We start from the raw sequence: 23293 nt of genomic DNA, 5'->3' as shown, positions 1-23293 counted from the left end.
GAGCGGAATTGGGACTTCGTAGACAGCGCCGCCTCGCGCATTAAGATGACGTCAACAACAAGAATGCGGGAGAGCGACGCCATGAAATTCGGCATCTTCTACGAGCTGCAACTGCCGCGGCCCTGGGTGGCCGGCGACGAGCTCGCCCTCTACCAGAACGCGCTCTCGCAGATGGAACTCGCCGACAAGCTTGGCTACGACCACGCCTGGGTGGTCGAGCACCACTTCCTCGAGGAGTATTCGCACTCGCCCTCGCCGGAATCCTTCCTCGCCGCGGCAAGTCAGCGCACGAAAAACATCCGGCTCGGCCACGGCATCCTGCAGCTCACCACCAATCATCCCGCGCGCGTCGCCGAGCGTGTCGCGGTGCTCGATCTGCTCAGCAACGGCCGCTGCGAGTTCGGCATGGGCGAGAGCGCGTCCATCACCGAGCTCACCCCGTTCGGCCGCGACATGGAGACCAAGAAGGAGGTGTTCGAGGAGGCCGTGGCCGCGATCTTCCCGATGTTCAGGGATGCCGGCAGCGAGCATCACGGCAAGTATTTCGACATTCCCTTGCGCAATGTGGTGCCGAAGCCGGTGCAGAAGCCGCATCCGCCGCTGTGGATGGCCTGCTCGCAACTGCCGACCATCGAGCGCGCCGGCCGTCACGGTTTTGGCGCGCTCGGCTTCCAGTTCGTCAGCGCCGATGCTGCCCATGCCTGGGTGCACGCCTACTACAACGCCATGACCAAGCGGCTGCACAAGCTCGCCGATTACGAGATCAACCCGAACATGGCGCTGGTCTCGTTCTTCATGTGCGCCAAGACCGACGAGGAGGCGCGTGCGCGCGCCGACGGCGCCACCTTCTTCCAGTTTGCGCTGCGCTTCTACGGCGCCTCGCAGAACCGCCAGCGGCCCGCGCCCTACACCGTCAACATGTGGGACGAGTACAACAAGTGGAAGCGCGACAACCCCGAGGCGCAGGAGGCGGCCTTGCGCGGCGGTCTGATCGGCTCGCCCGAGACGATCCGAAAGAAGCTGAAGCGCTTCCAGTCCTCGCATATCGACCAGGTCATCCTGCTCAACCAGGCCGGCAAGAACAGCCACGAGCACATCTGTGAATCGCTCGAGCTGTTCGGCCGCGAGGTGATGCCGGAGTTCCAGAACGATCCGGCGCAGGCAGCCTGGAAGCAGGGCGTCATGAACGGCGAGATCGAGCTGGAGGAGATCGACACCGAGGCCTTCACGGATCGCTACGGCAAGCTCGCGATCAACGTGGCGCGGGCGGGGTAGGGCGCGCGCACATACCTCTTGCCGCGAGCCGACGCGCGTCGGTTCAGCGACGCGGCACGTCCATTTAATCCAACGCAAGGCTCGTTCGCGAGTCTGGTTCGACGGGCAAACCAACGCAATGCTGCGTCTTCCGGCGTCCAGTCGGCATCGCGGCGCCATGACTGTTTCCGTCTTCAGCGGCCCCGGCGACGGAGCCGCCGAATTCCCCAGAACGTGATTGCCGCCTTCGTCCCGTGGCGGCTAAGCTCCCCGTCAAGATCTTGCAGCGATATGAGCGGGAGGACCCATGCGGCGACTTTTCTTGACCGGCGCGCTCTTGCTGGCGTCGGCTTCCGTCTTCGCCCAGACCCCTTACGCCGGGATGCAGGCACGCCAGATCAAGGCGCTGTCCGAACAGCAGGTCTCGGACCTCGATGCCGGGCGCGGCATGGGTTTGGCGCTCGCGGCTGAGCTGAACGGTTACCCGGGTCCGTCTCACGTTCTCGAATTGGCCGACAAGCTGGAGCTCAACGCGGGCCAGCGCGATCGCGTCAAGGCAATGTTCGACTCCATGAAGGCGGAAGCGCAGCCTCTGGGGGCGCGGCTGATTGCGCAGGAGGCCGAGCTGGACCGGCTGTTCGCAAGCCGCACCGTCACGCCGGCCAGCCTCAAAGCATCGACCGCGGCAATTGCCGCCACGCAGGGCGATCTGCGGGAAGCGCACCTTAAATATCATTTGGCGACCGCCGACCTTCTCAGCCCGGACCAGATGCGAAGATACGCCGAGCTCCGCGGCTATGGCGGGCACAATGGCCACAAGATGCGCCACCACCATTGAGTGCACAGGGCGGCCTTGTGAGGCGGCCGGCGAGAAGGCGTTGGGGCGCCGGACCGGACCCCTGGAGGCTCAACGGCGCTGCCGCTCCCTCCTTCCGGTGAAATCCCCTTGCTGCTATCCTCCGGCAAAAGGGCGTCTGACGGAGGAAATGATGCGGCCCCACGGAACAGGCCCGAGCCTGGCGGCTGGCGACGTCACGCCCGCCGTGCTCGCCATCGGCCGCTCCGATTTTCCAAATGTCCTGATCGACACCTTGCGGCGGCAGGCCGGCGTCGGCCACTGCATGGTGTTCGCCCTGAGCCGCGCGGGTGCGGCAAGCTGCCTGCTCGATGCCGGCAACATTCCGATCGGCGGAGATCTCGGCGCGGCCTATGCCGGCCAGTTCCACGCGATCGATCCCAACCGGGACGCCCTGCTCGAAAGCGACGGCGATGCGCCCATCATGCTACCGGCCTTCGCGCCGCGCATGTATAGCGCGCGCTACCGCAAGCTTTTCTTCCACGATTCCGGCATCGTCGACAAATGCGCGACCGCGATCTGGACTGGCGGCACCTGCTTCTACGTCAATTTCTACCGCATCGCCGCGCAAGGCCGCTTCAGCGACGCCGAGCGTGCGCGGCTTCAAACGATCGCGCCCGCGATCGGTGCCAGTGTCGCACGTCATTTCCAGCAGGATTCGACCGCGACGCCCGACCAGAACCTCGCCGCACTGTTCGCGGGGCGCGCGCCACTCTCCGCGCTGACGCCGCGCGAGCAGGAGGTCTGCCGCCGCATCTTGCTCGGCTTCAGCTCCGAGGCGATCTCGCAAGCACTCGGCATCAGCCTGCATTCGACCCTGACCTACCGCAAGCGTGCCTATGAGCGTCTCGGCATCTCATCGCAGAACGAATTGTTCGCGATCGTGCTGGGTCTGCTAGCGGGGCCTCGCGGCCTGAACTGAAGGTGTCGCCGCTTGAAGGACGTCGAAATCCTTTCGGAAGACCAATGGCGTGTCGATTGGCCGCGGGAGCGCCGGTTGACGCTGCTTTTCGAACCGTCGATCAAGGAGGACGCGTGGGGCAGACCGCTCGTCGAAGAGCTCTGGTTGCCCCATTGGCAGAATCGGCTCGATGTCGTCACGCCGGGAGCAGGTCCGTTAATGGCCCGAAGCCGCCATTAACGAACGAGCGGAGCGTGTCCGTTCCGCCGGGCGATACGGACCTCGGCTTTTCGCGATGAGGAGTTCGCCGTCTACGTCGTGACCTGACGAGCAGGCGCTATTCTAAACTGCCGAGCCGAAGTCCGGTATTAACCATCGCTGCCGGTTCCGCCCCGGGCGCAATCGCTTCGAAGTTTCTTAAAACTTGCTGGTTACCTCTCTTGGGCATGGTGACCTGGGAAAAGACATGAGCAAGCGGGCCAAGCGCGGCAAGAAGGCAGAGACGATCGCAATCCCGATGGCCGCGAGGGTTGCAATTGGCTCTCTGGCCGTCGCCGCATTGGGATATGGCTTGCTGTCTCGCCCGGCGAGCGTGCAACCGGTGCGGAAGCCGCCCGCGCAGGAAGCCCGGGCATCGTCCAGCGCAGTTTACGTGGCGCCTCCCGTTCATGCATCGGCGCCAACTCCGGCTCCGATCCCCGCCCCGGCGCCTCTGGTCGAACCGCCCAAAGCCGACGCCGATGGTCCCGGAGCATTGGTCCGGCAGGTGGTTGACTACGCCAGCCGGCAGGTGCCGGGCACGGTGATCATCGATACCGGGAACACATTCCTTTATCTCGTCCTGAACGACAGGCAGGCGATGCGCTACGGCATCGGTGTCGGCCGCGAAGGTTTCACATGGTCCGGTGAGCAGACCGTAGCCCGCAAGGCAGAATGGCCGGATTGGCATCCGCCTGTGGAGATGGTCTCGCGTCAGCCTTATCTGCCGCGGTTCATGGCTGGCGGTCCCGGCAATCCGCTCGGCGCGCGGGCGATGTATCTGGGCGAGACCGAATATCGAATTCACGGCACCAACAAGCCCGATACGATCGGCAAGCGCGTGTCGTCCGGCTGTATCCGGCTGACCAATGACGACGTCGTGGACCTCTACGAGAGGGTGAAGGTCGGCGCGAAAGTGATCGTGCTTCCGGCAAGTGCCGCCCGTCGCCCATCCCAGGGAGCGCCGTCCGACGCCGCTTTCCGATTCCCGGACCCGGCACCGCCGTCGAAGCGGCCCTTGGCAGCCAACGCGCAGATGCTGCCGTCTGGAGCGAAGATCGCCGAGGCGCAGTAGCTCAGTTCTGTTCGTCTCTATCGCTAGGGACAGACGCCGGCGACGAATGACCGACCGATCTTCTTGACACAAGTGGGTTCGCCGGCATCCATGCCATGCCCGCGCGATGTCCCCGCGCACCCGGCTTCTGAACACGCGCTTCAAAATATGGCCTGTCCCTATCGTGGGGGACAGACGGCGGCCGCGTGGCCAGCTAGTCTGTCCTGACATCTCGGGAACCAAGGGAAGACCGTCTTGAGCACCGCGCCGCGCATCGACATCGACCCGGCCGCGTTCTGGGCCGACCCTTATCCGATGCTTGCGAAGATGCGGAAGGACGCGCCGATCGCCTTCGTGCCGCAGCTCGGCTCGACGCTGCTGACGAGCCGCGACGACATCTCGATCTCCGAGAAGCAGATCGACGTGTTCTCCTCGCACCAGCCCGCCGGCCTGATGAACCGGCTGATGGGCCACAACATGATGCGCAAGGACGGCGAGGCGCACCAGGTCGAGCGCCGCGCGATGTTCCCGACGGTGTCGCCGAGGACGGTGAAGGCGCATTGGACCGCGCAATTCCAGGCGCATGCGGATCGCATCATCGACGCGATCGAGCCGGGCCGGACTGATTTCATGCGCGACTTCGCGCTGCCGTTCTCCGGCGAATGCCTGAAGTCGATCACCGGACTCACCAACATCCGCTATGAGGACATGGACGCGTGGTCGCAAGGCATGATCGAGGGCATCGCCAATTACGCCGGCGATCCCGCCGTCGAGGCGCGCTGCCATGCCGCGACGTCGGGAATCGACGCTGCGATCGACGACATCCTGCCGGTGATGCACAAGCATCCCGACCAGAGCATCCTCGGCGTCCTTCTCGCCTCCGGCATGCCGATGGAGAGCGTGCGCGCAAATGTAAAACTTGCGATCTCCGGCGGCCAGAACGAACCGCGCAAGGCGATCGCCGGCACGGTATGGGCGCTGCTGACCCATCCCGAGCAGCTCGACCTCGTGCGCAGGGGAGAGGTGACCTGGTTGCAGGCGTTCGAGGAATATGCCCGCTGGATCTCGCCGATCGGCATGTCGCCGCGCCGTATTGCAAAGCCCTGGAGCATTCGCGACGTCGCATTCGAGCTTGATGAGCGCGTGTTCCTGATGTTCGGCTCCGCCAATCGGGACGAAAAGCATTTCGACCGCGCCGATCAGTTCGACGTGCGCCGCGACCTGACCAAGAGCGTCGCGTTCGGCGCCGGCCCGCATTTTTGCGCCGGCGCCTGGGCGTCCCGCGCCATGATCGCCGATGTCGCGCTACCGACCGTGTTTGCGCGGGCGAAGAAGCTGGAGATCGCCGATGATGAGCCGGTGCGGATCGGCGGCTGGGCCTTTCGCGGCCTGCAGAATCTGCCGGTGAGATGGGGGCACTGAGCCCGCAGACGTGCGCGCGCCATGCTGATCATTTCATCATGCGCCTGTTTTGCCCGACGGAGCAAAGGTTTTGCCAGACCAGATCGCTTCAGGCGTAAGTCATTGATCTCCTTGCCGCCGGCTACTGTGCATGGGGTTGTTTTCGACATTTCGCAGTTCGGTGCTTCGCGATCACGAACCGGAACCGTGCGCTCACATTCGCGTGCGAAAAGAATCTCTCTGCACCATCGCGCGCGCTTGAAAGATTAATCATGCGCACGGCCGCGCACGCAGTGCGCGCATCGCTATTTTTCCGGACGTCTCGACACCTCCAACAACCCGCACCATCATCCTCCACACGAAGATGAACAACGGCCGCACGTGGCCGGGAGTGTGGAATGCAGCGTCGTGACTTTCTCAAACTATCGATCGGAACTGCGGCTGCCGCAGCGATCGCCGCGCCTGCAATCGCGCAAGGCACTGTGAAGGAAATTCGTATCGGCTATCAGAAGACCGGCGTGCTGGTGATCGCGCGCCAGCAGGCGAGCTTGGAAAAACATTTCACTGCCTTGGGCGTCGACGTGAAATGGATCGAGTTCTCCTCGGGCCCGCCGATGATGGAAGCGATGAATGTCGGCAGCGTGGATTTCGGCGCGGTCGGCGACTCTCCGCCGGTGTTCGCGCAAGCCGCCGGGGCTGCGATCGTCTATGCCGCGGGCCAGCCCATCACCAACGGGCAGGGCATCCTGGTGCCGAAGGACTCGGCGATCCGCGACATCGCCGGCCTCAAGGGCAAGCGCGTCGGCTTCACCAAGGGCTCCAGCGCCCACAACGTCGTGGTGCAGACGCTGGAGAAGGCCGGTCTCACCTATGCCGACATCACGCCGGTCTATCTGACGCCGCCGGATGCGGGCCCGGCCTTTGCCAATGGCAGCATCGAAGCCTGGGCGATCTGGGATCCGTACTTCGCGATCGGCGAGACCAGGCAGAACGGCCGCATCCTGATCAATGCGCGCGAGGTCACCAAGACGAATTCCTTCTACATCGCCAATCGCGATTTCGCGAAGAACCATGGAACGATCCTGCGGCAGATCGTCGACGTGACGACCGCCGCGGGCAGTTGGGCTGAACAGCACCGCGACGAGGTCGCCAGATCGCTCGCTGCGATCACCGGCGTCCCGCTGGACATCCAGACCGTCGCCGCCAACCGCGCCAACTTCGTGGTCGGTCCCGTCACCGACGAGATCGTCGCAACCCAGCAGGGCGTCGCCGACCGCTTCTACAAGCTCGGCCTGATCCCAAAGCCGATCGCGATTCGCGACATCGTCTGGCGCAACCCGGCAGCCTGATCGTGCCGACCACTCTCCCCATTTCAAAAGGTCTGAACATGAGGCGTATCATCCAGCGTCTGATCGCGGCCATCGTGCTGTCGATCGGCATCGTCGCCGCCGCCGTCGGCACCTCTTACGGACAGGACAAGGTGATCCGCATCGGCTACCAGAAATACGGCAAGCTGGTGCTGCTGAAGAGCAAGGGCACGCTGGAGCCGAAGCTCGCCGCCGACGGCTACAAGGTGGTGTGGACCGAATTCCCGTCGGGCCCGCCGCTGCTCGAGGCGCTCAATGTCGGCGCCATCGATTTCGGCAACACCGGCGAAGCCCCGCCGATCTTCGCGCAGGCCGCCGGCGCGCCGATCCAGTACGTCGCCTATGAACCGCCGGCCCCACAAGGCGAGGCGATCCTGGTGCCGAAGGATAGCCCGCTGAAATCGGTAGCCGAACTCAAAGGCAAGAAGGTCGCGCTGAACAAGGGCTCCAACGTCCACTATCTCCTGGTCAAGGCGCTGGAGAAGGCGGGCGTGAAATACTCGGAAGTCGAGCAGGTATTCCTGGCCCCCGCCGATGCGCGCGCGGCCTTCGAGCGCGGCGCGGTCGATGCCTGGGTGATCTGGGATCCCTTCCAGGCCGCCGCAGAAGCCGCCACCGGCGCCCGTACGCTGGCTGACGGCTCCGGCATCGTCGCCAATTACCAGTTCTATTTCTCTTCGAAGAAGTTTCTAGATGCCAACCCGAAAGTCGTGGACGTCGTGCTCGCCGAGCTCAGCACCGTTGACGACTGGGCCAAGGGTGACATCCACGCGGTCGCCGAGCAGCTGGCCCCGACGATCGGCCTTTCGGTCCCCGTGGTCGAGGTCGCCTTGAAGCGACAGTCCTACGGCATCAAGCCGATCACCGACGCCGTTATCGCCGATCAGCAGCGGGTGGCTGATGCGTTCTTCGCGCTCGGCCTCATCCCGAAATCCATCAGGATCTCCGACGTCACCCGGAAGTCTGGATCGTGAGCATAGTCATGAGCAAGCAATCCAACGCCAACATCCTCTGGTTCCTGCCGACCCACGGCGACGGCCGCTATCTCGGCACCGGCATCGGTGGCCGCGAGGTCAATTTCAACTATCTGCGCCAGATCGCGCAGGCCGCCGACCAGCTCGGCTATTTCGGCGTGCTGCTGCCGACCGGGCGCTCCTGCGAGGATTCCTGGATCGTTGCCTCGTCCGTCGCGCCGTTCACCGAGCGGCTGCGCTACCTCGTCGCCGTCAGGCCCGGCCTGCAATCGCCCAGCGTCGCTGCGCGCATGACCGCGACGCTGGATCGCGTAAGCAATGGCCGGCTGCTCGTCAACGTCGTCACCGGCGGCGATCCCGTCGAGAACAAGGGCGACGGCATCTTCCTCGGCCATGACGAGCGCTACGAGGTCACCCGCGAGTTCCTGGGCGTCTATAGCGACCTGCTCGCCGGCAAGACCGTCAATGTCGAGGGCAAGCACATCCATGTCGAGGGCGGCAAGCTCTTGTTCCCGCCGGTGCAGTCGCCGCGGCCGCCGCTGTATTTCGGTGGCTCCTCCGATGCCGGCATCGACGTCGCGGTCGATACCGTTGACAAATATCTCACCTGGGGCGAGCCGCCGGCGCTGGTGGCCGAGAAGATCGCGAAGGTGAGGGAGGTCGCAGCCGCGCGCGGCAGAAAGCTTTCCTTCGGCATTCGCCTTCACGTGATCGTCCGCGAGACCAATGAAGCGGCCTGGCGCGATGCCAACGAGCTGATCAGGCATGTCAGCGACGACACCATTGCGCTGGCGCAGAAGAACTTTGCCCGCATGGATTCCGTCGGCCAGCAGCGGATGGCGCAGCTCCACGGCGGCAAGCGCGACAAGCTCGAGATCGCGCCGAACCTGTGGGCCGGCGTCGGCCTCGTGCGTGGCGGCGCCGGCACGGCGCTGGTCGGCGACGCCCAGACCGTGGCGGCCCGTATCAGGGAGTATCAGGATCTCGGCATCGATACCTTCATCATGTCGGGCTACCCTCATTTGGAGGAGGCCTACCGTTTCGCCGAGCTGGTGTTCCCGCTGCTTGCGCTGGAGCAACCTTCCAACGTCACCAAGCTGCACTTCAACGGCGGTCCGTTCGGCGAGACGGTCGGCAGCGATTTCCGTCCGCAGCACCGGGTGTCGCAGTCATGAGCCTGATCGACAGCATCTCGCTTCCGCGCAGCATCCGCCTGCCGCGGGTCGACGGCCTGGTCCAATGGATCGTGCCGCTCGCCATCATCGCGATCTGGCAAATCGCGAGCGTCACCGGCTTCGTGCCGACCCGCGTGCTGCCGGCGCCGAGCGACGTCCTGCTCGCGGGCTGGAAGCTGCTGCTCTCGGGCGAGCTCGTCCGCAACATCTGGGTTTCGTTCTGGCGCGCCTCGATCGGCTTTTTGATCGGCGGCAGCATCGGCTTCGCCTTCGGCCTCGCCAACGGCCTGTCGCAGCTCTCGGCCAGGCTGACCGACACCACGCTGCAGATGGTGCGCAACGTGCCGCATCTGGCGCTGATCCCGCTGGTCATCCTCTGGTTCGGCATCGACGAGAGCGCAAAACTGTTCCTGGTGGCGCTCGGCGTTTTCTTCCCGATCTACCTCAACACGCTGCACGGCATCCGCACCGTCGATCCGCAGTTGATCGAGATGGGACGCATCTACGGCATGACCGACGGCGAATTGTTCCGCCGCGTGATCTTCCCGGGCGCGCTGCCGTCGATCTTCGTCGGCATCCGCTTCGCGCTCGGCATCATGTGGCTGACCCTGATCGTCGCCGAGACCATCGCGGCGTCCTCCGGCCTCGGCTACATGGCGATGCAGGCGCGCGAGTTCATGCTGATCGACGTCGTCGTGCTCTCGATCCTGATCTATGCCCTGCTCGGCAAGCTCGCCGACAGCGCCTCCCGCGTGCTGGAGCGCCTGACGCTCTCCTGGCACCCCGCCTTCCAGAAACGTTGAGCAGAAAGACTGGGAATCACATGCAAACAGCGCTTCGTACCTCCCTTCCCGAGTCTGAACTTGGCAGCCGCGCGAATTTCGCACCTCACGCCCGCGTGGTGCGCGAGGAACGCGCTGCGCAAACCACCGGCCTGCCGCTCAGCATCCGGGCCTTGCGCAAATCCTTCGGCGATAACGAGGTGCTGCGCGGCATCGACCTGCACATCCCAGCGGGCCAGTTCGTCGCCATCGTGGGAAAAAGCGGTTGCGGAAAGAGCACGCTGCTGCGCCTCATCGCCGGTCTGGACAAGATCGACGCCGGCAGCATCAACTTCGGCCAGGATATCCAGCCCGAGGACATCCGCGTCATGTTCCAGGAGCCGCGGCTCCTGCCCTGGGCGCGCGTGCTCGCCAACGTCGAGGTCGGCCTCGGCCGCGATCGCGCGTCGCAAGACGCGCACGCGCGCGCCGAGAAGGCGTTGACGGAGGTCGGCCTCGCCGACAAGCGCGACCAATGGCCATCAGTGCTGTCGGGCGGCCAGAAGCAGCGCGTTGCGCTCGCCCGCGCGCTGGTCTCCCGTCCGCGGGTGCTCGCCTTCGACGAGCCGCTCGGCGCGCTGGATGCGCTGACCCGCATCTCGATGCAGCGCCTTCTGGAGCGGGTCTGGCGCGACCAGGGCTTTACCGCGATCCTCGTCACCCACGATGTCGCCGAAGCGGTCGCGCTGGCGGATCGCGTGCTCGTGATCGAGGATGGTCGCATCGCCCACGATGTCACGGTCAACGCCGTCCGGCCGCGCCAGCGCGGCTCGGCCGAGCTCGCCGGCCTCGAAGGCTCGATCCTGAGCCACCTGTTATCGGCGGACGATCGTACCTAAATGCAGGGAACCCCGCTTCGGGGAGCAATGCCATGAATGTAGTGCCCCGCGATCTCATGACTGAAATCCCCGTCTCGTCCGCCGATTTCCGCGGCGCCATGCGCCATCTCACCGGCGGCGTCAGCATCATCACCGCCGGCAGGGGCAAGGACATCACCGGCATGACGGTGACCTCGGTGACCTCGCTGTCGGTCGAGCCGCCGACGCTGCTGGTCAGCATCAGCCGCGACGCCTCCTCCTTTCCGCTGATCCGCCGCCATGGCGCCTTCGGCGTCAACATCCTCAATGCCGACCAGCTGGATGTCGCCGAGCGCTTTTCCGGCAAGGGCGGGCTGAAGGGCGCTGATCGTTTCGCAGGCAGCCGGTGGGTGACGGCGGTCTCGGGCGTTCCGCTCCTGGCGGGCGCGCTGTCGGCCTTCGATTGCGAGGTCGAGGAGATCGTCGAGCGCCACTCGCACGGCATCGTCATCGGCCGCGTCAGGGACATCAAGAGCTCGGCTCGCACCGCCGCGCTCGCCTATTGGCACGGCCGGTACGTGGCGGTCGACCAGGACGAGGACGCGGCCAGGCTCGCCGATGTCAGCCTTCCCGCGCGCGGCCGCCGCGGCGTTTGATCGCCGCCCGAAGGGGGCGCAGAGGCTGGCCTTTTTCTCGTCATCGCTCTAGAAGCGCCCTGAGCGTCCCGTTCGGGACGGCCATGGAGCGGATCGATGAAGCGCATCGCGACCTTCGCCTTCTACGCCGTCGGCGCGCTCGCGATCGCCTATCTCGCGCTCTATGCCTATGCGATGTTTTCGGGATCGCCGATCGTGCCGGGCGATCCCATCCACATCTTCCGCAAGCCCGACGCGCCGAGTTATTCGTGACGACACTCTCTCCTCGTCATGGCCGGGCTTGACCCGGCCATTCACGTGCATCGGCGGTTTCGGAGATACGTGGGGGCAAGCCCGGGCATGACGGGGAGCGGCTTCACCCCCGCAAGATCGCCAGCGCCAGCGCCTGCGCGCGCGGCACGATGCTGTCGAGCTCGAGATATTCCTCCGGCGTGTGTGCGAGCCCGCCGACCGGTCCGAGGCCGCAGATGGTCGGCGTGCCAACGGCGGCGGTGAAGCCGGAATCGGCGCAGCCGCCGGAGAATTCGCCCTGGAGCGTGGTGAGGCCGGCCCGCCTTGCGGCCGCCTGGTAGCTTTCGAACAGGGCTTTCGACTCCGCGCTCTGCACCACCGGCACGAACTCGCCCTTGATGGTCAGCGTTGCGCTCGTGCCCGGCACGTAAGATTTCGCGACGATCGTCTCGATCGCTCCCATCACCCGCGCACGATCGGCCGGATCGACATAGCGCAGGTCGATCTGACCTTCGGCAAAAGGCGCCGTGGTGTTGACGGACTGCCCGCCCGAGACCAGGCCGACATTCAGCGTGATGCCCTTGTCGAGATCGGTGAGCGCGTGGATCTGGACGATCTTGTGCGCCAGCTCGCCGATCGCGCTGACGCCCGCGGCGAAATTGGCGCCGGAATGCGCGGCTTTGCCGGTAATGGCCAAATGCATGAAGATGCCGCCCTTGCGCCCCGTCACGACGTTGCCCGTGGGGCGGCCCGGCTCTGAATTGAACACGGCGCGGGCGGCACGGCCTTCGCGCTCGATCACCGGCCGGGAGGAGGGCGAGCCGATCTCCTCGTCCGAGGTGATCAGCAGCTTGATCGGATGCGGGTTGCCGCCGAATTTGTGGAAGGCGGTCGCCACGAAGATGTTCATCACGACGCCGGACTTCATGTCGGCGACGCCGGGACCGTAGGCGCGTCCGTCTCGAATCGTGAACGGCCGCCGCCCGGCCTCACCCTTGCCGAACACGGTGTCGCGATGTCCCATCAACAGCACCGGCCTCTCGTTGCTGCCGGGCTTTGCCACCTCGGCATGGATCGCGTCGCCGAAGGCGTCGTGGTCCTCGCGCCGGAACGGAATGCCGTGCTCGGCAAAATGCCGCTCGAACCGCGCACCGACCGCATCGACGCCTTCCTTGTCATAGGAGCCGGAATCGATGTTCACGACATCGCGGAGCAGATCGATCATCGCCTGCTTCTGCGACGCCAGCCAGTCCGTGATTTGAGCTTCAGACATGTGGTCCCTCGCGTGGTTGTCAGGCGGGTTATAGGGCGTTGCGCGGGCCGGACCTAGTCGGAGAACGCGGTGCGGCCATGCCCACCGCTATCGTCCCCGCCGAGTACGCAATTGTGCATCAGGCGCGGACGACGGTGAGGCGTGGCGCCAGCATTCGCCTCACCGCAAAAAGAAAATGCCCGGGACCAGCCCGGGCACTCGCATCTCTTGAGCTTCGAAGGCGCGGCTTACGCCCCCATCATCGGCATCCGCGGATATTCGCCGGGCGTGCCCGCCGGCGGGATCGGGATGCCGCCGTCGGAGTATTCGTTGAGCTTGTTGCGCAGCGTGCGGATCGATATCCCCAGGATGTTGGCGGCATGGGTGCGATTGCCGAGGCAATGCTTCAGCGTCTCCAGGATCAGGTCGCGCTCGACATCGGCCACGGTGCGTCCCACCAATGCGCGCGTCACCTGTTCGGCGGCCATCGTGGCATGCGCCACCGCCGGCGCCGTCTTGGCGAGGTCGAGGCGGTCGCCGTCCGGGGTGATGATTGCGTCCGCGCCGATCTCGTCGCCCTGCGCCATCAGCACCGCGCGGTGCATGGTGTTTTCGAGTTCGCGAACGTTGCCCTGCCAGCGGTTCGCCGTGAGCACGCGGCGGGCCTCCGCCGAGACCGGGCGCATCGGCACGCCGTTGGCCTCGGCATATTTTTTCACGAAATGCTGGGCCAGCTCCAGAATGTCGGCGGGGCGTTCGCGCAGCGGCGGGATCTTCAGATTCACGACGTTGAGGCGGAACAGGAGGTCCTCGCGGAAGGTGCCTTCGCGCACGGCCTCGGCGAGATTGCGGTTCGATGTCGCGATGATGCGAATGTCCACCGGCACGGGCTTGGTGCCGCCGACGCGGTCGATCACGCGCTCCTGGATCGCGCGCAGCAATTTCGATTGCAGGCGAACGTCCATCTCCGAGATTTCGTCGAGCAGCAGCGTGCCGCCGGTTGCTTCCTCGAACTTGCCGATGCGGCGCGCGACCGCGCCGGTGAAGGCGCCCTTCTCGTGGCCGAACAGCTCGGATTCCAGGAGATGCTCGGGGATCGCGGCGCAGTTGATCGAGATGAAGGGGCGCTTGGCGCGCGCCGAGCGGGTGTGGACGTAGCGGGCCAGCACTTCCTTGCCGGTGCCGGATTCGCCCGTGATCATCACCGAGGCGTCGGAGCCCGCAATCTGCTGCGCCAGCTTGATCACCTTCGCCATGGCTTCGTCGCGATAGACCAGCTCGCGGGAATCGTTGGCGACGGCCGCGAGCACCGCGGCGATCAGCTCGGGGTCGGGCGGCAGCGGGATGTATTCCTTGGCCCCCGCGTGGATCGCGGCGACCGCGGCGCGGGCGTCGTTGGTGATGCCGCAGGCGACGATCGGGGCATGGATGTGCTCGGCTTCGAGCCGCATCACGAGGTCGCGGATGTCGAGGGCGACGTCGACCAGCAGGAGGTCGGCGCCCTTGCCGCCGCGCAGCACGCGCATCGCCTGCTCGTGATCCTCGGCGTGGGTCACGGTGGCGCCGTTGTCCATCGCGATCTTGGTGGCGGTGGTGAGCTGGCCCTTCAATGTGCCAACGATGAGAAGCCGCATGTCAGTCTCCTGTCCGTCTGGTCGCGCTGCCGCGCGTCATTCCCTGTTCGCGCCTATTACGTGCGTTCGGTCTTGATGATTTCGGTCATGGTCACGCCGAGCTTGTCCTCGACCAGGACGACTTCGCCGCGGGCGACCAGCTTGTTGTTGACGTAGATGTCGATGGCCTCGCCGACGCGGCGGTCGAGCTCGAGCACGGTGCCGGGCCCGAGCTTCAACAACTCGCTGACGTCCATCTTGGAGCGGCCGAGCACCGCCGAGACCTGGACCGGCACGTCGAACACGGCCTCGAGGTCGGCGGCGGCACGTGCCGCATATTCGTCCTCGTTGTAGCCGACGTCCGTGCTGGCAGGCGGCATCGGGCCGTTGAGATCGGGCAGCGGGACCTGTCCGTCGGTGTCGCTCATGGGTTAACTCCCCCTGCGGGACGCGACGTAGCGTCCGACCATTTCGTCGATCTTGGCCGCGATGGCGCCGCGCTCCAGCACGACGCCGCCATCGGCCCATTCGATCCGGCAGTCGCCGGTGGCAATTTCCGGCTCGGCCAGGATCACCAGCCGGCCTTCGAAGCCGCTCTGCTTGGCAAGCCGCTCGATCTTGTCGCGGGCCGCGTCGTAGAGCGCATCGTTGACGCGGACGACGAGATGCGGCGTCGCGACCAGATGCGAGAAACAGTCCTTGACCAGCGCGACGATCTCGCCGAGCGGCTCCGCGGCGACGAGGTCGGCGCACAGCTTGCGCGCGACCGCGACCGCGACGTCGACGGCTTCGGTTTCCATCTTGGATTCGATGTTGCTGATACCGGTCGCGATGCCGCGAATGCCGATGTTGATCTCTTCCATGGCGAGTGCGACGCGGCGGTCGCTCTCGGCCTTGGCTTCGCGCTGGCCGGCGGCAAAGCCGTCCTGGTAGGCGCGCGCTTCGGCTTCCGCGACCTTCTGGGCGATCTCGGCGGCGGTCGCGGCCTTCTCGCGCGTCGCCCGCTCGGGCGCCGCGAAGTCGGTATCGAACAGGAATTTCGCCGGAGCGGCCATCAATACACCAGTTCGTCGTCGGCGCGGTTCTTGGTCAGCATGATCTCGCCCTTGGCGGCGAGGTCCTTGGCCAGGTTGACCAGAAGCGCCTGGGCCTCGTCGACGTCGCGCAGGCGGACCGGGCCCATCGCTGCCATGTCGTCCTGGAGCATCTTGGCCGCCCGCGAGGACATGTTGCCGAAGAAGAAGTTGCGGACGTCCTCGTTGGCGCTCTTGAGCGCGACGCCGAGCTTGTCCTTGTCGACGTTGCGCATCAGGGTCTGGGCCGATCCGGAGTCGAGCTTCACGAGGTCGTCGAAGGTGAACATCAGCGCCTTGATGCGCTCGGCCGATTCGCGGTTGTCCTCTTCCAGCGAGGTGATGAAGCGGGTTTCGGTCTGGCGGTCGAAATTGTTGAAGATTTCGGCCATCACCTCGTGGGCGTCGCGGCGTCGGGTCTGCGACAGATTGGACATGAACTCGGTGCGCAGCGTCTTCTCCACGCTCTCGATCACCTCCTTCTGCACCGCTTCCATCTTCAGCATGCGGTTGACGACGTCGAGTGCGAGCTCCTCGGGGAAGATGCCGAGCACCCGCGCGGCGTGTTCCGGCTTCAGCTTCGACAGCACCACCGCGATGGTTTGCGGATACTCGTTCTTGAGGTAGTTCGCGAGGACCTCTTCCTGCACGTTGGAGAGCTTCTCCCACATGTTGCGGCCGGCAGGGCCGCGGATCTCGTCCATGATGCCGTTGACCCGCTCCGGCGGCAGATATTGCTGGAGCAGCCGCTCGGTGGCGTCGAAATTGCCCATCAGCGCGCCGGAGGCCGACATGCGCGAGACGAATTCGAGCAGCATGTCCTCGACGGTGTCGACCTCGACGGTGCCGAGCGTCGACATTTCCAGCGAGAGCTGGCGCACCTCGTCGTCGTCGAGCAGGCCCCAGATCTTGCCGCCATATTGCTCGCCGAGCGCGAGCATCAGGATCGCGGCGCGCTTCGGTCCGGACAATTGTTCGGCCGGCTTGCCGTCCTTTGCCCTTGTATTGGCACGCTGACCAAGCGTGGAGATCACGCTGGTGATGTCGTTGCTGTTGGCGTTTTGCAGTGCGGCGGCCATGTCAGTTCACTTCTCGTATTACTTTGCGGATTCGCTCAGCCATTGGCGGACGATGGCGACGGTTTCGTTGGGGTTGCGTTCGGCGAGCTCGCCGACGCGATGAACGGACTGGGCGTGGACCTGGCCCTGAATGGTGGCGACGTCGATCGCGCTGGCGGCGCCGCTCGGCAGCAGCGACTGGGCGGCCGGCGCGGCCTCTTCGGAAACCGCCGGGCCGGTGAGCACGCCGGAGATGGCGGCGGCGACCTCGTCGGAGGCGAGGATGCGCTTGACCAGCGGGCGGATCACCAGGAACAGCACGATCAGGCCGAGCAGCATCATCACGCCGAGCTCGACGAAGTACATGACGTCGTCCTTGGTGAACTGGAGCATGCCGAGCAGGCCGCCAGGCTCGCCGATCGGGGCGGTGGAGGGCGCGTCGGCAAAGCGCAGATTGACCACCTCGACCTGGTCGCCGCGCTTCTGGTCGAAGCCGATGGCCGAGCGGACCAGCGCGGAGATGCGGTCGAGCTGCTCCTTGGTGCGGTCCTGATAGGCCAGCTCGCCCTTGTCGTTCTTGGAATAGATCCCGTCGACCAGCACCGCGACCGAGATGCGGTTGACCCGGCCGGCCTCGGTCACCTCGGTCTTGGTGGTGCGGGAGATCTCGTAATTGTTGGTCTCTTCGGTCTTCTTGCTCTGGTCCTTGGCCGCGGCGCCGTTGTTCTGCTGGTTGCCGGGCAGCTCGTTGTTGACCGTGACCTGGCCGTTGTTGTCGGCGGTCATGCTCTGCTCTTCGCGGGTCTGGCTCGAGCGCAGCACCCGGCCTTCGGGATCGTACTTGTCCGAGGTCTGTGTCACCTTGTTGAAGTCGAAATCGGCGGAGAGCTGCACGCGGGCGCGGCCCGATCCGACCACGGAGGAAACGATGTCCTCGACCTGCTTGCGCATCCGCTTCTCGAAGGAGATGCGGCGCTCGTCGCCGATCGCCTGCTCCGGATCGTTCGCTGCGCCGTCGGCGAGCAGTTGGCCGGCCTCGTCGACGATCGAGACCCGCTGCGGCTTCAGGCCGTTGACGGCGGAGGCGACGAGATGGCGGATGGCGCGGATCTGCTGGGCTTCCAGCGCGCCGCGGACGCGGACCACGATCGAGGCCGACGGCTCCGGCGCCTCGCGCGCGAACAGCGGGCGCTCGGGCAGCACCAGATGGACGCGGGCGTTCTGGATGCGGTCGATGGCGCGGATGGTGCGGGCGAGCTCGCCTTCCAGTGCGCGGAGGTGGTTGATGTTCTGGACGAAAGAGGTGGTGCCGAGCGCGTCCGACTTGTCGAACACTTCATAGCCGACGCTGCCGCCCTTGGGCAGGCCGCCCTCGGCGAGCTTCATCCGCAGGCGCGTGACCTTGTCCTTGGGCACCATGATGATGGAGCCCTCGTTGCGGATCTCGAACTGGATGCCCTGGCGTTCCAGGTCCTTGATGATGCCGGAGGAATCCTCGACGCTGAGGTCGGTGAACAGCGTCGTCATCTGCGGCGTGGTGACGCGCATGATGACGAACGCGAAGAAGCCGATGAGCGCGGCGGTGACCGCGATCATCGCCCCGAACCGGGCGGCGCCGATACTCTTCAGAAAGTCCGCAAGACCTTGCAAGCAACCGCCCCAACAGATTCGGCCGCTTTCACCGGAAAGGCCGACTGGGCAATTATTGCCTAGGGGATGGTTTCGATATGGTTAACGAAGGTTAAGAGGTCGGACAAAAGTAGCGCCAAACAGCGACAAAGAGCGATATGAAAAAAATCGGCCTCGCAGGGCGAGGCCGATTTTCGTCAAAAGCCGCAGTTTTCCGGATCGCCTTACTGGCGATATTGCTGGATACGGGTGGTGCGAAGACCCGCCAGACCATGCTGGTCGATGGAAAACTGCCAGGAGAGGAATTCGTCGACCGTCAGGGTGTAACGGCTGCAAGCCTCCTCGAGCGAAAGAAGTCCACCACGGACAGCGGCGACGACTTCGGCCTTGCGGCGGATGACCCAGCGTTTGGTGCCGGGTGCAGGCAAATCCGCGATCGTCAACGGACTACCGTCCGGCCCGATGACGTATTTTACCCTCGGGCGATGGGGTTCTGTCATGGCGTACTCACAAACTCTCAACCACTGAACTCACACCGGTAACCCTACGCCCGGCGGCTTAAAAATCCGCTAAGCCTAAGGCTTCAATACAATTCTCGTTGAAAATGGCTGGAACGCGCTTCTCCCGGCCGGCGTGAAGGCCGGTCGAGGGGGTCTTCGTTAATACTTTACTAACGAATAGAGCCAGCACGCGGGCGCTGCGAAGCTCTCAACTGTCATCCCGGGGCGCGCGCAGCGCGAGCTATGATGCGCAATTGCGCATCTGAGGATCCATAACCCCAGGGAGTGGTTTGACGAGGACTCGGGGTTACGACCTCACGCTAAAAAGACTTCCTGTGGTTGTGGATCCCCGCGTCCGCGGGGATGACACTGGATTTGTGGCGTGCGTGTCCGCCCTTAATTGCTGCTGGTCGCGATGATGCTCTTCACCTGGCTCAGCGTGTAGCTGGCGCCGTCGATGGTGAGCAGCGGCGGCGACTGGGTCAGGTCCACCGACGACACCACGCCCTGCACCTGCGCGGCGATGCCGACATTGTTGTTCGCGACATCCTTGCCTGTCGCCGAGATCGTGTACTTGCCGTCGGGCCATTGCGTGCCGTCATTGCCCATGCCGTTCCACGTGAAGGGAATGTCCGGGCCGGCGGCGGCGGTGTATTTGCCGGTGAACACGGTCTGGCCGCTGGCATTGGCGACGGTGATGTCGACGGTCGAGTCGGTCGGCACGTTGAGATGCCAGGTCGCCGACGAGTTCTTCATGGTCGCGGTCGAGCCGTCGACCAGGGCGGTCTTGCCGACGAAGCCCAGCGCCTGGGTCGCCTGCGTGGTCTGCTGCAGGGTGACGAGCTGGGCCAGCGAATCGTTGGTCTTGAGCTGCTGCTCGACGCCGGCGAACTGCACCAGCTGCTGGGTGAACTGGTTGGTGTCGAGCGGATCCAGCGGGTTCTGGTTCTGCAGCTGCGTGGTCAGCAGCGTCAGGAAGGTCTGGAAGTTGCCGGCGAGCGTCGATCCCGTGGTTGAGCCCAGCGAGTTCGACGAAGAGGATTTCGGGAGGTCGGTCGTCCCGGAGACGACGGAAGGGGCGGTGGCGCCAGTCGTGGTCATGTCCAATACTCCTTACACTCTGATGTCGACGCCGCTGCTCGGCCCGTACATGCGGCCATAGCCGCGCCCGACGGGTGCGGCAGCAACATTCTCGTCCTCGCTGATGATCAGCCGGCGGGCATTGCCGCCATTGTCGTTGTTCTGGCCGGAGTTCTGGCCCGATGAATTCTGGTCGCGCAGGCTGAAGGACAGCCCGTTGCTGCCGGTCTTGAGGCCTGCATCGTCGAGCGCGCGCTGCAATTGCGGCGCGTCCTGGCGCAGCATCTGCAGCGTCTCCGGCTTCTCCACGGTGAGATGCGAAGTGACGTTGCCGGCGCGGTCGACGTTGATGCGGACGTCGATGCGGCCGAGCTCGGCCGGATCGAGGCTGATGTCGAAGCGGGACCTGCCGGAGCGGATGGCGGCCGCGATCTCGACCGGAATGCCGTTGATCGGCACCGCCGTGGCGGCGGCCGCGGTCGCGGTCAGCGTCGCGGTCGATGCGGAGGCGGTCGAGGTCGTGTTGGTCAGCGGCGCCTGCATGGCGGAGGCGGCCTGCGCGCTTGTGTCGGTGGTGTTGAAAGCGGCATGCGCATTGGCATGGGCGTGGGCGGCCGGTGCGGCCGGGATCGCCTCGGGGTTGCGGTCAGCGGCGCCGGGCTTGCCCTCGGTCGCACTGCCATCCGCCTGCGGCTTGCCGCTTTGCGGATGCGCGGCGGCATTGGCGGTCGCAGCCCCCGGCGCTGGCGTCGTGGCCGCGTCCACCTTGCCGTTGTCCTGGCCGATATTGGAGACGTCGGCCTGTCCTTGCATGGCAGCGACGGCCTGGAACGAGGTCTTCGGCGTGCCGGGATTGGCGGGGATCAGCCCGCCGGTCGGCTTGGCCTCGGTCGCGGCCTCCTCGGTTACGCCGGTTGCGGCATCGGCCAGCGTTGCCGACATGTCGGCATCGACGATGGCGCCGGCGGTCTTGGCACTCTTGTCGCCGGGCGTTGCGGTGTCGGTCTTGGGGCCCGCGATCTGGGCCGCGATCGAGGCGCTGGCGGCGATGCCGGCTGCGGCAATCGCCAGCGGCGACGCCGTGGCGGCTTGGTTTGCCGTCGCGCTCGGATCGGCCGGGACGCCAGGCGCTGCCACCACGATCGCGTTGGGATCGGGCATGGCGGCCTGCGCCGTATCGGTCGGCGCGGTCGCCGCGGCATCGACGACGGCGGCGGCGGCGAGCCCGTCGGCGGTCTCGGTCTTGTCGCCCTTGGTCTCCTCGGACGCATCAGCCGATTTGGCGTCGGACGTTTCGGACTTGTCCTTGACCTTATCCTCGGCCTTGTCCGCGTCCTCGGCCGGTTCGGTGGCCGTATCGCTCGTCTTGTCGTTCCTGGTCGGCGCCGCTGCGTCGGTGTCGTCGTTCGCCTTGCTCTGCGAGGATTGATCCGTGGACGAGGTGTCGCGCGGGCCCTTGTCCCGGGAGGACGAGGAGGAATCGCTGCGCCGCGGCGCGCTGCCCTGAGCTTGGGACTGGGCCTGGGCGGCCGCATTGGTGCTGATCGCCTGGCTGTTGCCGTCGACCAGCGACCCGAAGCTATCGTTCGCGGACGGCTCCTTGGCGTTCTGCGACCGGGCAGGCTTTTGCTGCGCGCTCGAAACCTGCACGCTTGCCACGACATCTGACGTACGACCGACCACAGGCAACCCCTCGGAATATCTTCCCGATCAGGGGAGCAAGGAGCGGGCCAGCGTCGCTCGGTGTGGTTTTCCATATAATAATCAACAGCTTGACGATTTTGGCCTGCCGCCGCGGGAGCTGCCGCGACCCCGCCATTTCTGCCTCCCCGGCAAGAATTGCCCTAAGCTGGCCGCCCCTGTGATTGCTTCACCGGAATGCCGCCTATATTAAAGAGGTTACTCTCAGCCGCTTTCGACCGGGCAATCGTGCCTTTCGGGAACTGAAGTTCCCGGGGATCGCCGATGTCCCGCGAGAAGCACGACATCGCGGATCGCCGCACGCCGCCGCCACAACCCCTGAAGGCCCATGCTCAACAGTCTGGATCTCGAAGGCCGTCCTGAGGACACCAGGGTCGTTGTCGCCATGTCGGGCGGCGTCGATTCCTCGACGACGGCTGCGCTTCTGAAGGCGGAAGGCTACGACGTCGTCGGCATCACGCTGCAGCTCTACGACCACGGTGCGGCGACCCATCGCAAGGGCGCCTGCTGCGCCGGCCAGGACATCCACGACGCCCGCGACGTCGCGGCCAAGCTCGGCATTCCCCATTACGTGCTTGACTACGAGGACCGCTTTCGCGAATCCGTCATCGACAATTTCGCCGACTCCTATGCCCTCGGTGAAACGCCGGTGCCGTGCATCGAGTGCAACCGCAGCGTAAAATTCCGCGACCTGCTGAAGACCGCGCGCGAGCTCGGCGCACAGGCGCTCGCCACCGGCCATTATGTCGCCTCGCGCCGCCGCGCAGACGGCTCGCGCGCGCTGGTCTGCGCCGCCGATGCCGATCGCGACCAGAGCTACTTCCTGTTCGCGACCACGCAGGAGCAGCTCGACTTCCTGCGCTTCCCGCTCGGCGACATGACCAAGCCGGAGACGCGCGAGCTGGCGCGGCGCTATGGCCTGTCCGTCGCCGACAAGCACGACAGCCAGGACATCTGCTTCGTGCCGACCGGCCGCTACACCGACATCATCACGCGCCTGCGTCCGAACGCGATGGACCCCGGCGACATCGTCGATCTCGAGGGACGCGTGCTCGGCCGGCACAACGGCATCGCCAATTTCACCGTCGGCCAGCGCCGCGGCCTCGGCATCGCAGCTCACGCACCGCTCTACGTGGTGCGGCTGGAGGCAGTTAACCGCCGCGTCGTCGTCGGCCCGCGCGATGCGCTGAAGATGCACCGCATCTCGTTGCGCGACGTCAACTGGATCGGCGAGGGTGACATCGACCGCGCCATCGGCGGGGGCCTCGAGCTGTTCGTGCGCGTGCGCTCGACCCGCAGCCCTCAGCCGGCCTGGCTGCGCGGCGGAGACGGCCATTACGAGGTCGAGCTCGTCGCAGGCGAGGAGGGCGTCTCGCCTGGCCAGGCCTGCGTGTTCTACGACGCGCCCAGCGGGCAGGCGCGCGTGCTCGGCGGCGGTTTCATCCAGAGCGCCGCCGCGAAGGTCGGACCCGCGACCTCGCGCCCGCTCGCCGAAGCCGTGCGCGGCTAATCTTGCCGACGATAAATTCAACTGCTACCGCGAAGGCAGTGCATTCCCTCTCCCGCCTGCGGGAGAGGCACTAGACCAATTTCGGGGCGAGATTTGATTTCACCACCAGGCATCACACTCTAGGAACGCGCA

At 65.5% G+C, this 23293-nt stretch carries 23 protein-coding genes; 14 read left to right on the top strand and 9 right to left on the bottom strand.

What is annotated here, in order from left to right; genetic code table 11:
- The first annotated feature begins 81 nt into the window (after window positions 1-81).
- The 13 genes from RX330_RS31015 (at window position 82) to RX330_RS30955 (ending at window position 11766) form a co-directional block, all read left to right on the top strand.
- Window positions 82-1275, top strand: a complete 1194-nt coding sequence (locus RX330_RS31015; protein WP_317241022.1) for an LLM class flavin-dependent oxidoreductase — start codon at window positions 82-84, stop codon at window positions 1273-1275.
- Between the two features lie 301 nt (window positions 1276-1576).
- The gene (locus RX330_RS31010) at window positions 1577-2092 is read left to right on the top strand and encodes a Spy/CpxP family protein refolding chaperone (RefSeq protein WP_249153351.1); all 516 of its coding nucleotides are present in this window, start codon (window positions 1577-1579) and stop codon (window positions 2090-2092) included.
- Between the two features lie 151 nt (window positions 2093-2243).
- On the top strand, window positions 2244-3032 hold the full coding sequence (locus RX330_RS31005; protein WP_212088350.1) for a helix-turn-helix transcriptional regulator: 789 nt from the start codon (window positions 2244-2246) through the stop codon (window positions 3030-3032).
- A 12-nt stretch (window positions 3033-3044) separates the two neighbouring features.
- Window positions 3045-3251 carry a hypothetical protein gene (locus RX330_RS31000; protein ID WP_317241021.1) on the top strand — a complete coding sequence of 69 codons (207 nt, stop codon included), beginning with the start codon at window positions 3045-3047 and terminating at the stop codon, window positions 3249-3251.
- A gap of 226 nt (window positions 3252-3477) precedes the next feature.
- Window positions 3478-4344: a L,D-transpeptidase gene (locus RX330_RS30995; RefSeq protein ID WP_212088352.1), complete on the top strand. Its 867-nt coding sequence runs from the start codon at window positions 3478-3480 to the stop codon at window positions 4342-4344.
- Window positions 4345-4578: 234 nt separating this feature from the next.
- On the top strand, window positions 4579-5745 hold the full coding sequence (locus tag RX330_RS30990) for a cytochrome P450 (protein WP_317241020.1): 1167 nt from the start codon (window positions 4579-4581) through the stop codon (window positions 5743-5745).
- Window positions 5746-6122: 377 nt separating this feature from the next.
- Window positions 6123-7073 carry a sulfonate ABC transporter substrate-binding protein gene (locus tag RX330_RS30985; protein ID WP_317241019.1) on the top strand — a complete coding sequence of 317 codons (951 nt, stop codon included), beginning with the start codon at window positions 6123-6125 and terminating at the stop codon, window positions 7071-7073.
- 38 nt (window positions 7074-7111) lie between these two features.
- Window positions 7112-8065, top strand: a complete 954-nt coding sequence (locus tag RX330_RS30980; RefSeq protein WP_317241018.1) for a sulfonate ABC transporter substrate-binding protein — start codon at window positions 7112-7114, stop codon at window positions 8063-8065.
- Between the two features lie 8 nt (window positions 8066-8073).
- The gene (gene ssuD / locus RX330_RS30975) at window positions 8074-9240 is read left to right on the top strand and encodes an FMNH2-dependent alkanesulfonate monooxygenase (protein WP_317241017.1); all 1167 of its coding nucleotides are present in this window, start codon (window positions 8074-8076) and stop codon (window positions 9238-9240) included.
- Window positions 9237-10043, top strand: coding sequence for an aliphatic sulfonate ABC transporter permease SsuC (gene ssuC, locus RX330_RS30970; RefSeq protein ID WP_317241016.1), 807 nt, complete (start codon window positions 9237-9239; stop codon window positions 10041-10043). The genes ssuD and ssuC overlap by 4 nt, the downstream gene beginning before the upstream one ends.
- A gap of 20 nt (window positions 10044-10063) precedes the next feature.
- Window positions 10064-10900, top strand: a complete 837-nt coding sequence (locus RX330_RS30965; RefSeq protein WP_317241015.1) for an ATP-binding cassette domain-containing protein — start codon at window positions 10064-10066, stop codon at window positions 10898-10900.
- 32 nt (window positions 10901-10932) lie between these two features.
- Window positions 10933-11514, top strand: coding sequence for a flavin reductase family protein (locus RX330_RS30960; protein ID WP_317241014.1), 582 nt, complete (start codon window positions 10933-10935; stop codon window positions 11512-11514).
- 96 nt (window positions 11515-11610) lie between these two features.
- A complete protein-coding gene (locus RX330_RS30955) occupies window positions 11611-11766 on the top strand; it encodes a hypothetical protein (protein ID WP_212088372.1) in 156 nt (51 codons plus the stop codon).
- Between the two features lie 103 nt (window positions 11767-11869).
- On the opposite strand, the gene RX330_RS30950 is transcribed toward RX330_RS30955, so the two are convergent.
- From RX330_RS30950 to RX330_RS30910, 9 genes are all read right to left on the bottom strand, one after another.
- Entirely contained in the window at window positions 11870-13018 is a 1149-nt protein-coding gene (locus tag RX330_RS30950; protein ID WP_317241013.1) for a M20 family metallopeptidase, read from the bottom strand.
- A gap of 227 nt (window positions 13019-13245) precedes the next feature.
- Entirely contained in the window at window positions 13246-14631 is a 1386-nt protein-coding gene (locus RX330_RS30945) for a sigma-54 interaction domain-containing protein (RefSeq protein ID WP_317241012.1), read from the bottom strand.
- A gap of 56 nt (window positions 14632-14687) precedes the next feature.
- The gene (fliN, locus tag RX330_RS30940; protein WP_317241011.1) at window positions 14688-15038 is read right to left on the bottom strand and encodes a flagellar motor switch protein FliN; all 351 of its coding nucleotides are present in this window, start codon (window positions 15036-15038) and stop codon (window positions 14688-14690) included.
- A 3-nt stretch (window positions 15039-15041) separates the two neighbouring features.
- Entirely contained in the window at window positions 15042-15665 is a 624-nt protein-coding gene (locus tag RX330_RS30935; RefSeq protein ID WP_317241010.1) for a FliH/SctL family protein, read from the bottom strand.
- Window positions 15665-16762: a flagellar motor switch protein FliG gene (gene fliG / locus RX330_RS30930; RefSeq protein ID WP_212088382.1), complete on the bottom strand. Its 1098-nt coding sequence runs from the start codon at window positions 16760-16762 to the stop codon at window positions 15665-15667. Before fliG ends, RX330_RS30935 begins: the two co-directional genes overlap by 1 nt.
- Window positions 16763-16780: 18 nt before the next feature.
- The gene (gene fliF, locus RX330_RS30925; protein ID WP_317241009.1) at window positions 16781-18391 is read right to left on the bottom strand and encodes a flagellar basal-body MS-ring/collar protein FliF; all 1611 of its coding nucleotides are present in this window, start codon (window positions 18389-18391) and stop codon (window positions 16781-16783) included.
- A gap of 203 nt (window positions 18392-18594) precedes the next feature.
- On the bottom strand, window positions 18595-18870 hold the full coding sequence (locus RX330_RS30920; protein ID WP_002714638.1) for a DUF1153 domain-containing protein: 276 nt from the start codon (window positions 18868-18870) through the stop codon (window positions 18595-18597).
- A 396-nt stretch (window positions 18871-19266) separates the two neighbouring features.
- Entirely contained in the window at window positions 19267-19971 is a 705-nt protein-coding gene (locus RX330_RS30915; RefSeq protein WP_317241000.1) for a flagellar hook assembly protein FlgD, read from the bottom strand.
- Between the two features lie 12 nt (window positions 19972-19983).
- Window positions 19984-21633: a flagellar hook-length control protein FliK gene (locus tag RX330_RS30910; RefSeq protein WP_410707093.1), complete on the bottom strand. Its 1650-nt coding sequence runs from the start codon at window positions 21631-21633 to the stop codon at window positions 19984-19986.
- A gap of 346 nt (window positions 21634-21979) precedes the next feature.
- On the opposite strand from RX330_RS30910, the gene mnmA reads away from it, so the two are divergent.
- Entirely contained in the window at window positions 21980-23161 is a 1182-nt protein-coding gene (gene mnmA / locus RX330_RS30905) for a tRNA 2-thiouridine(34) synthase MnmA (RefSeq protein WP_317240998.1), read from the top strand.
- Window positions 23162-23293 lie beyond the last annotated feature (132 nt).

Origin of the sequence: Bradyrhizobium sp. NDS-1 (assembly GCF_032918005.1) — a bacterium.
GTDB classification, from domain to species: domain Bacteria; phylum Pseudomonadota; class Alphaproteobacteria; order Rhizobiales; family Xanthobacteraceae; genus Bradyrhizobium; species Bradyrhizobium tunisiense.
The sequence above is the reverse complement of the archived record's forward strand: the minus strand, read 5'-3'. Positions and strand labels throughout refer to the sequence as shown.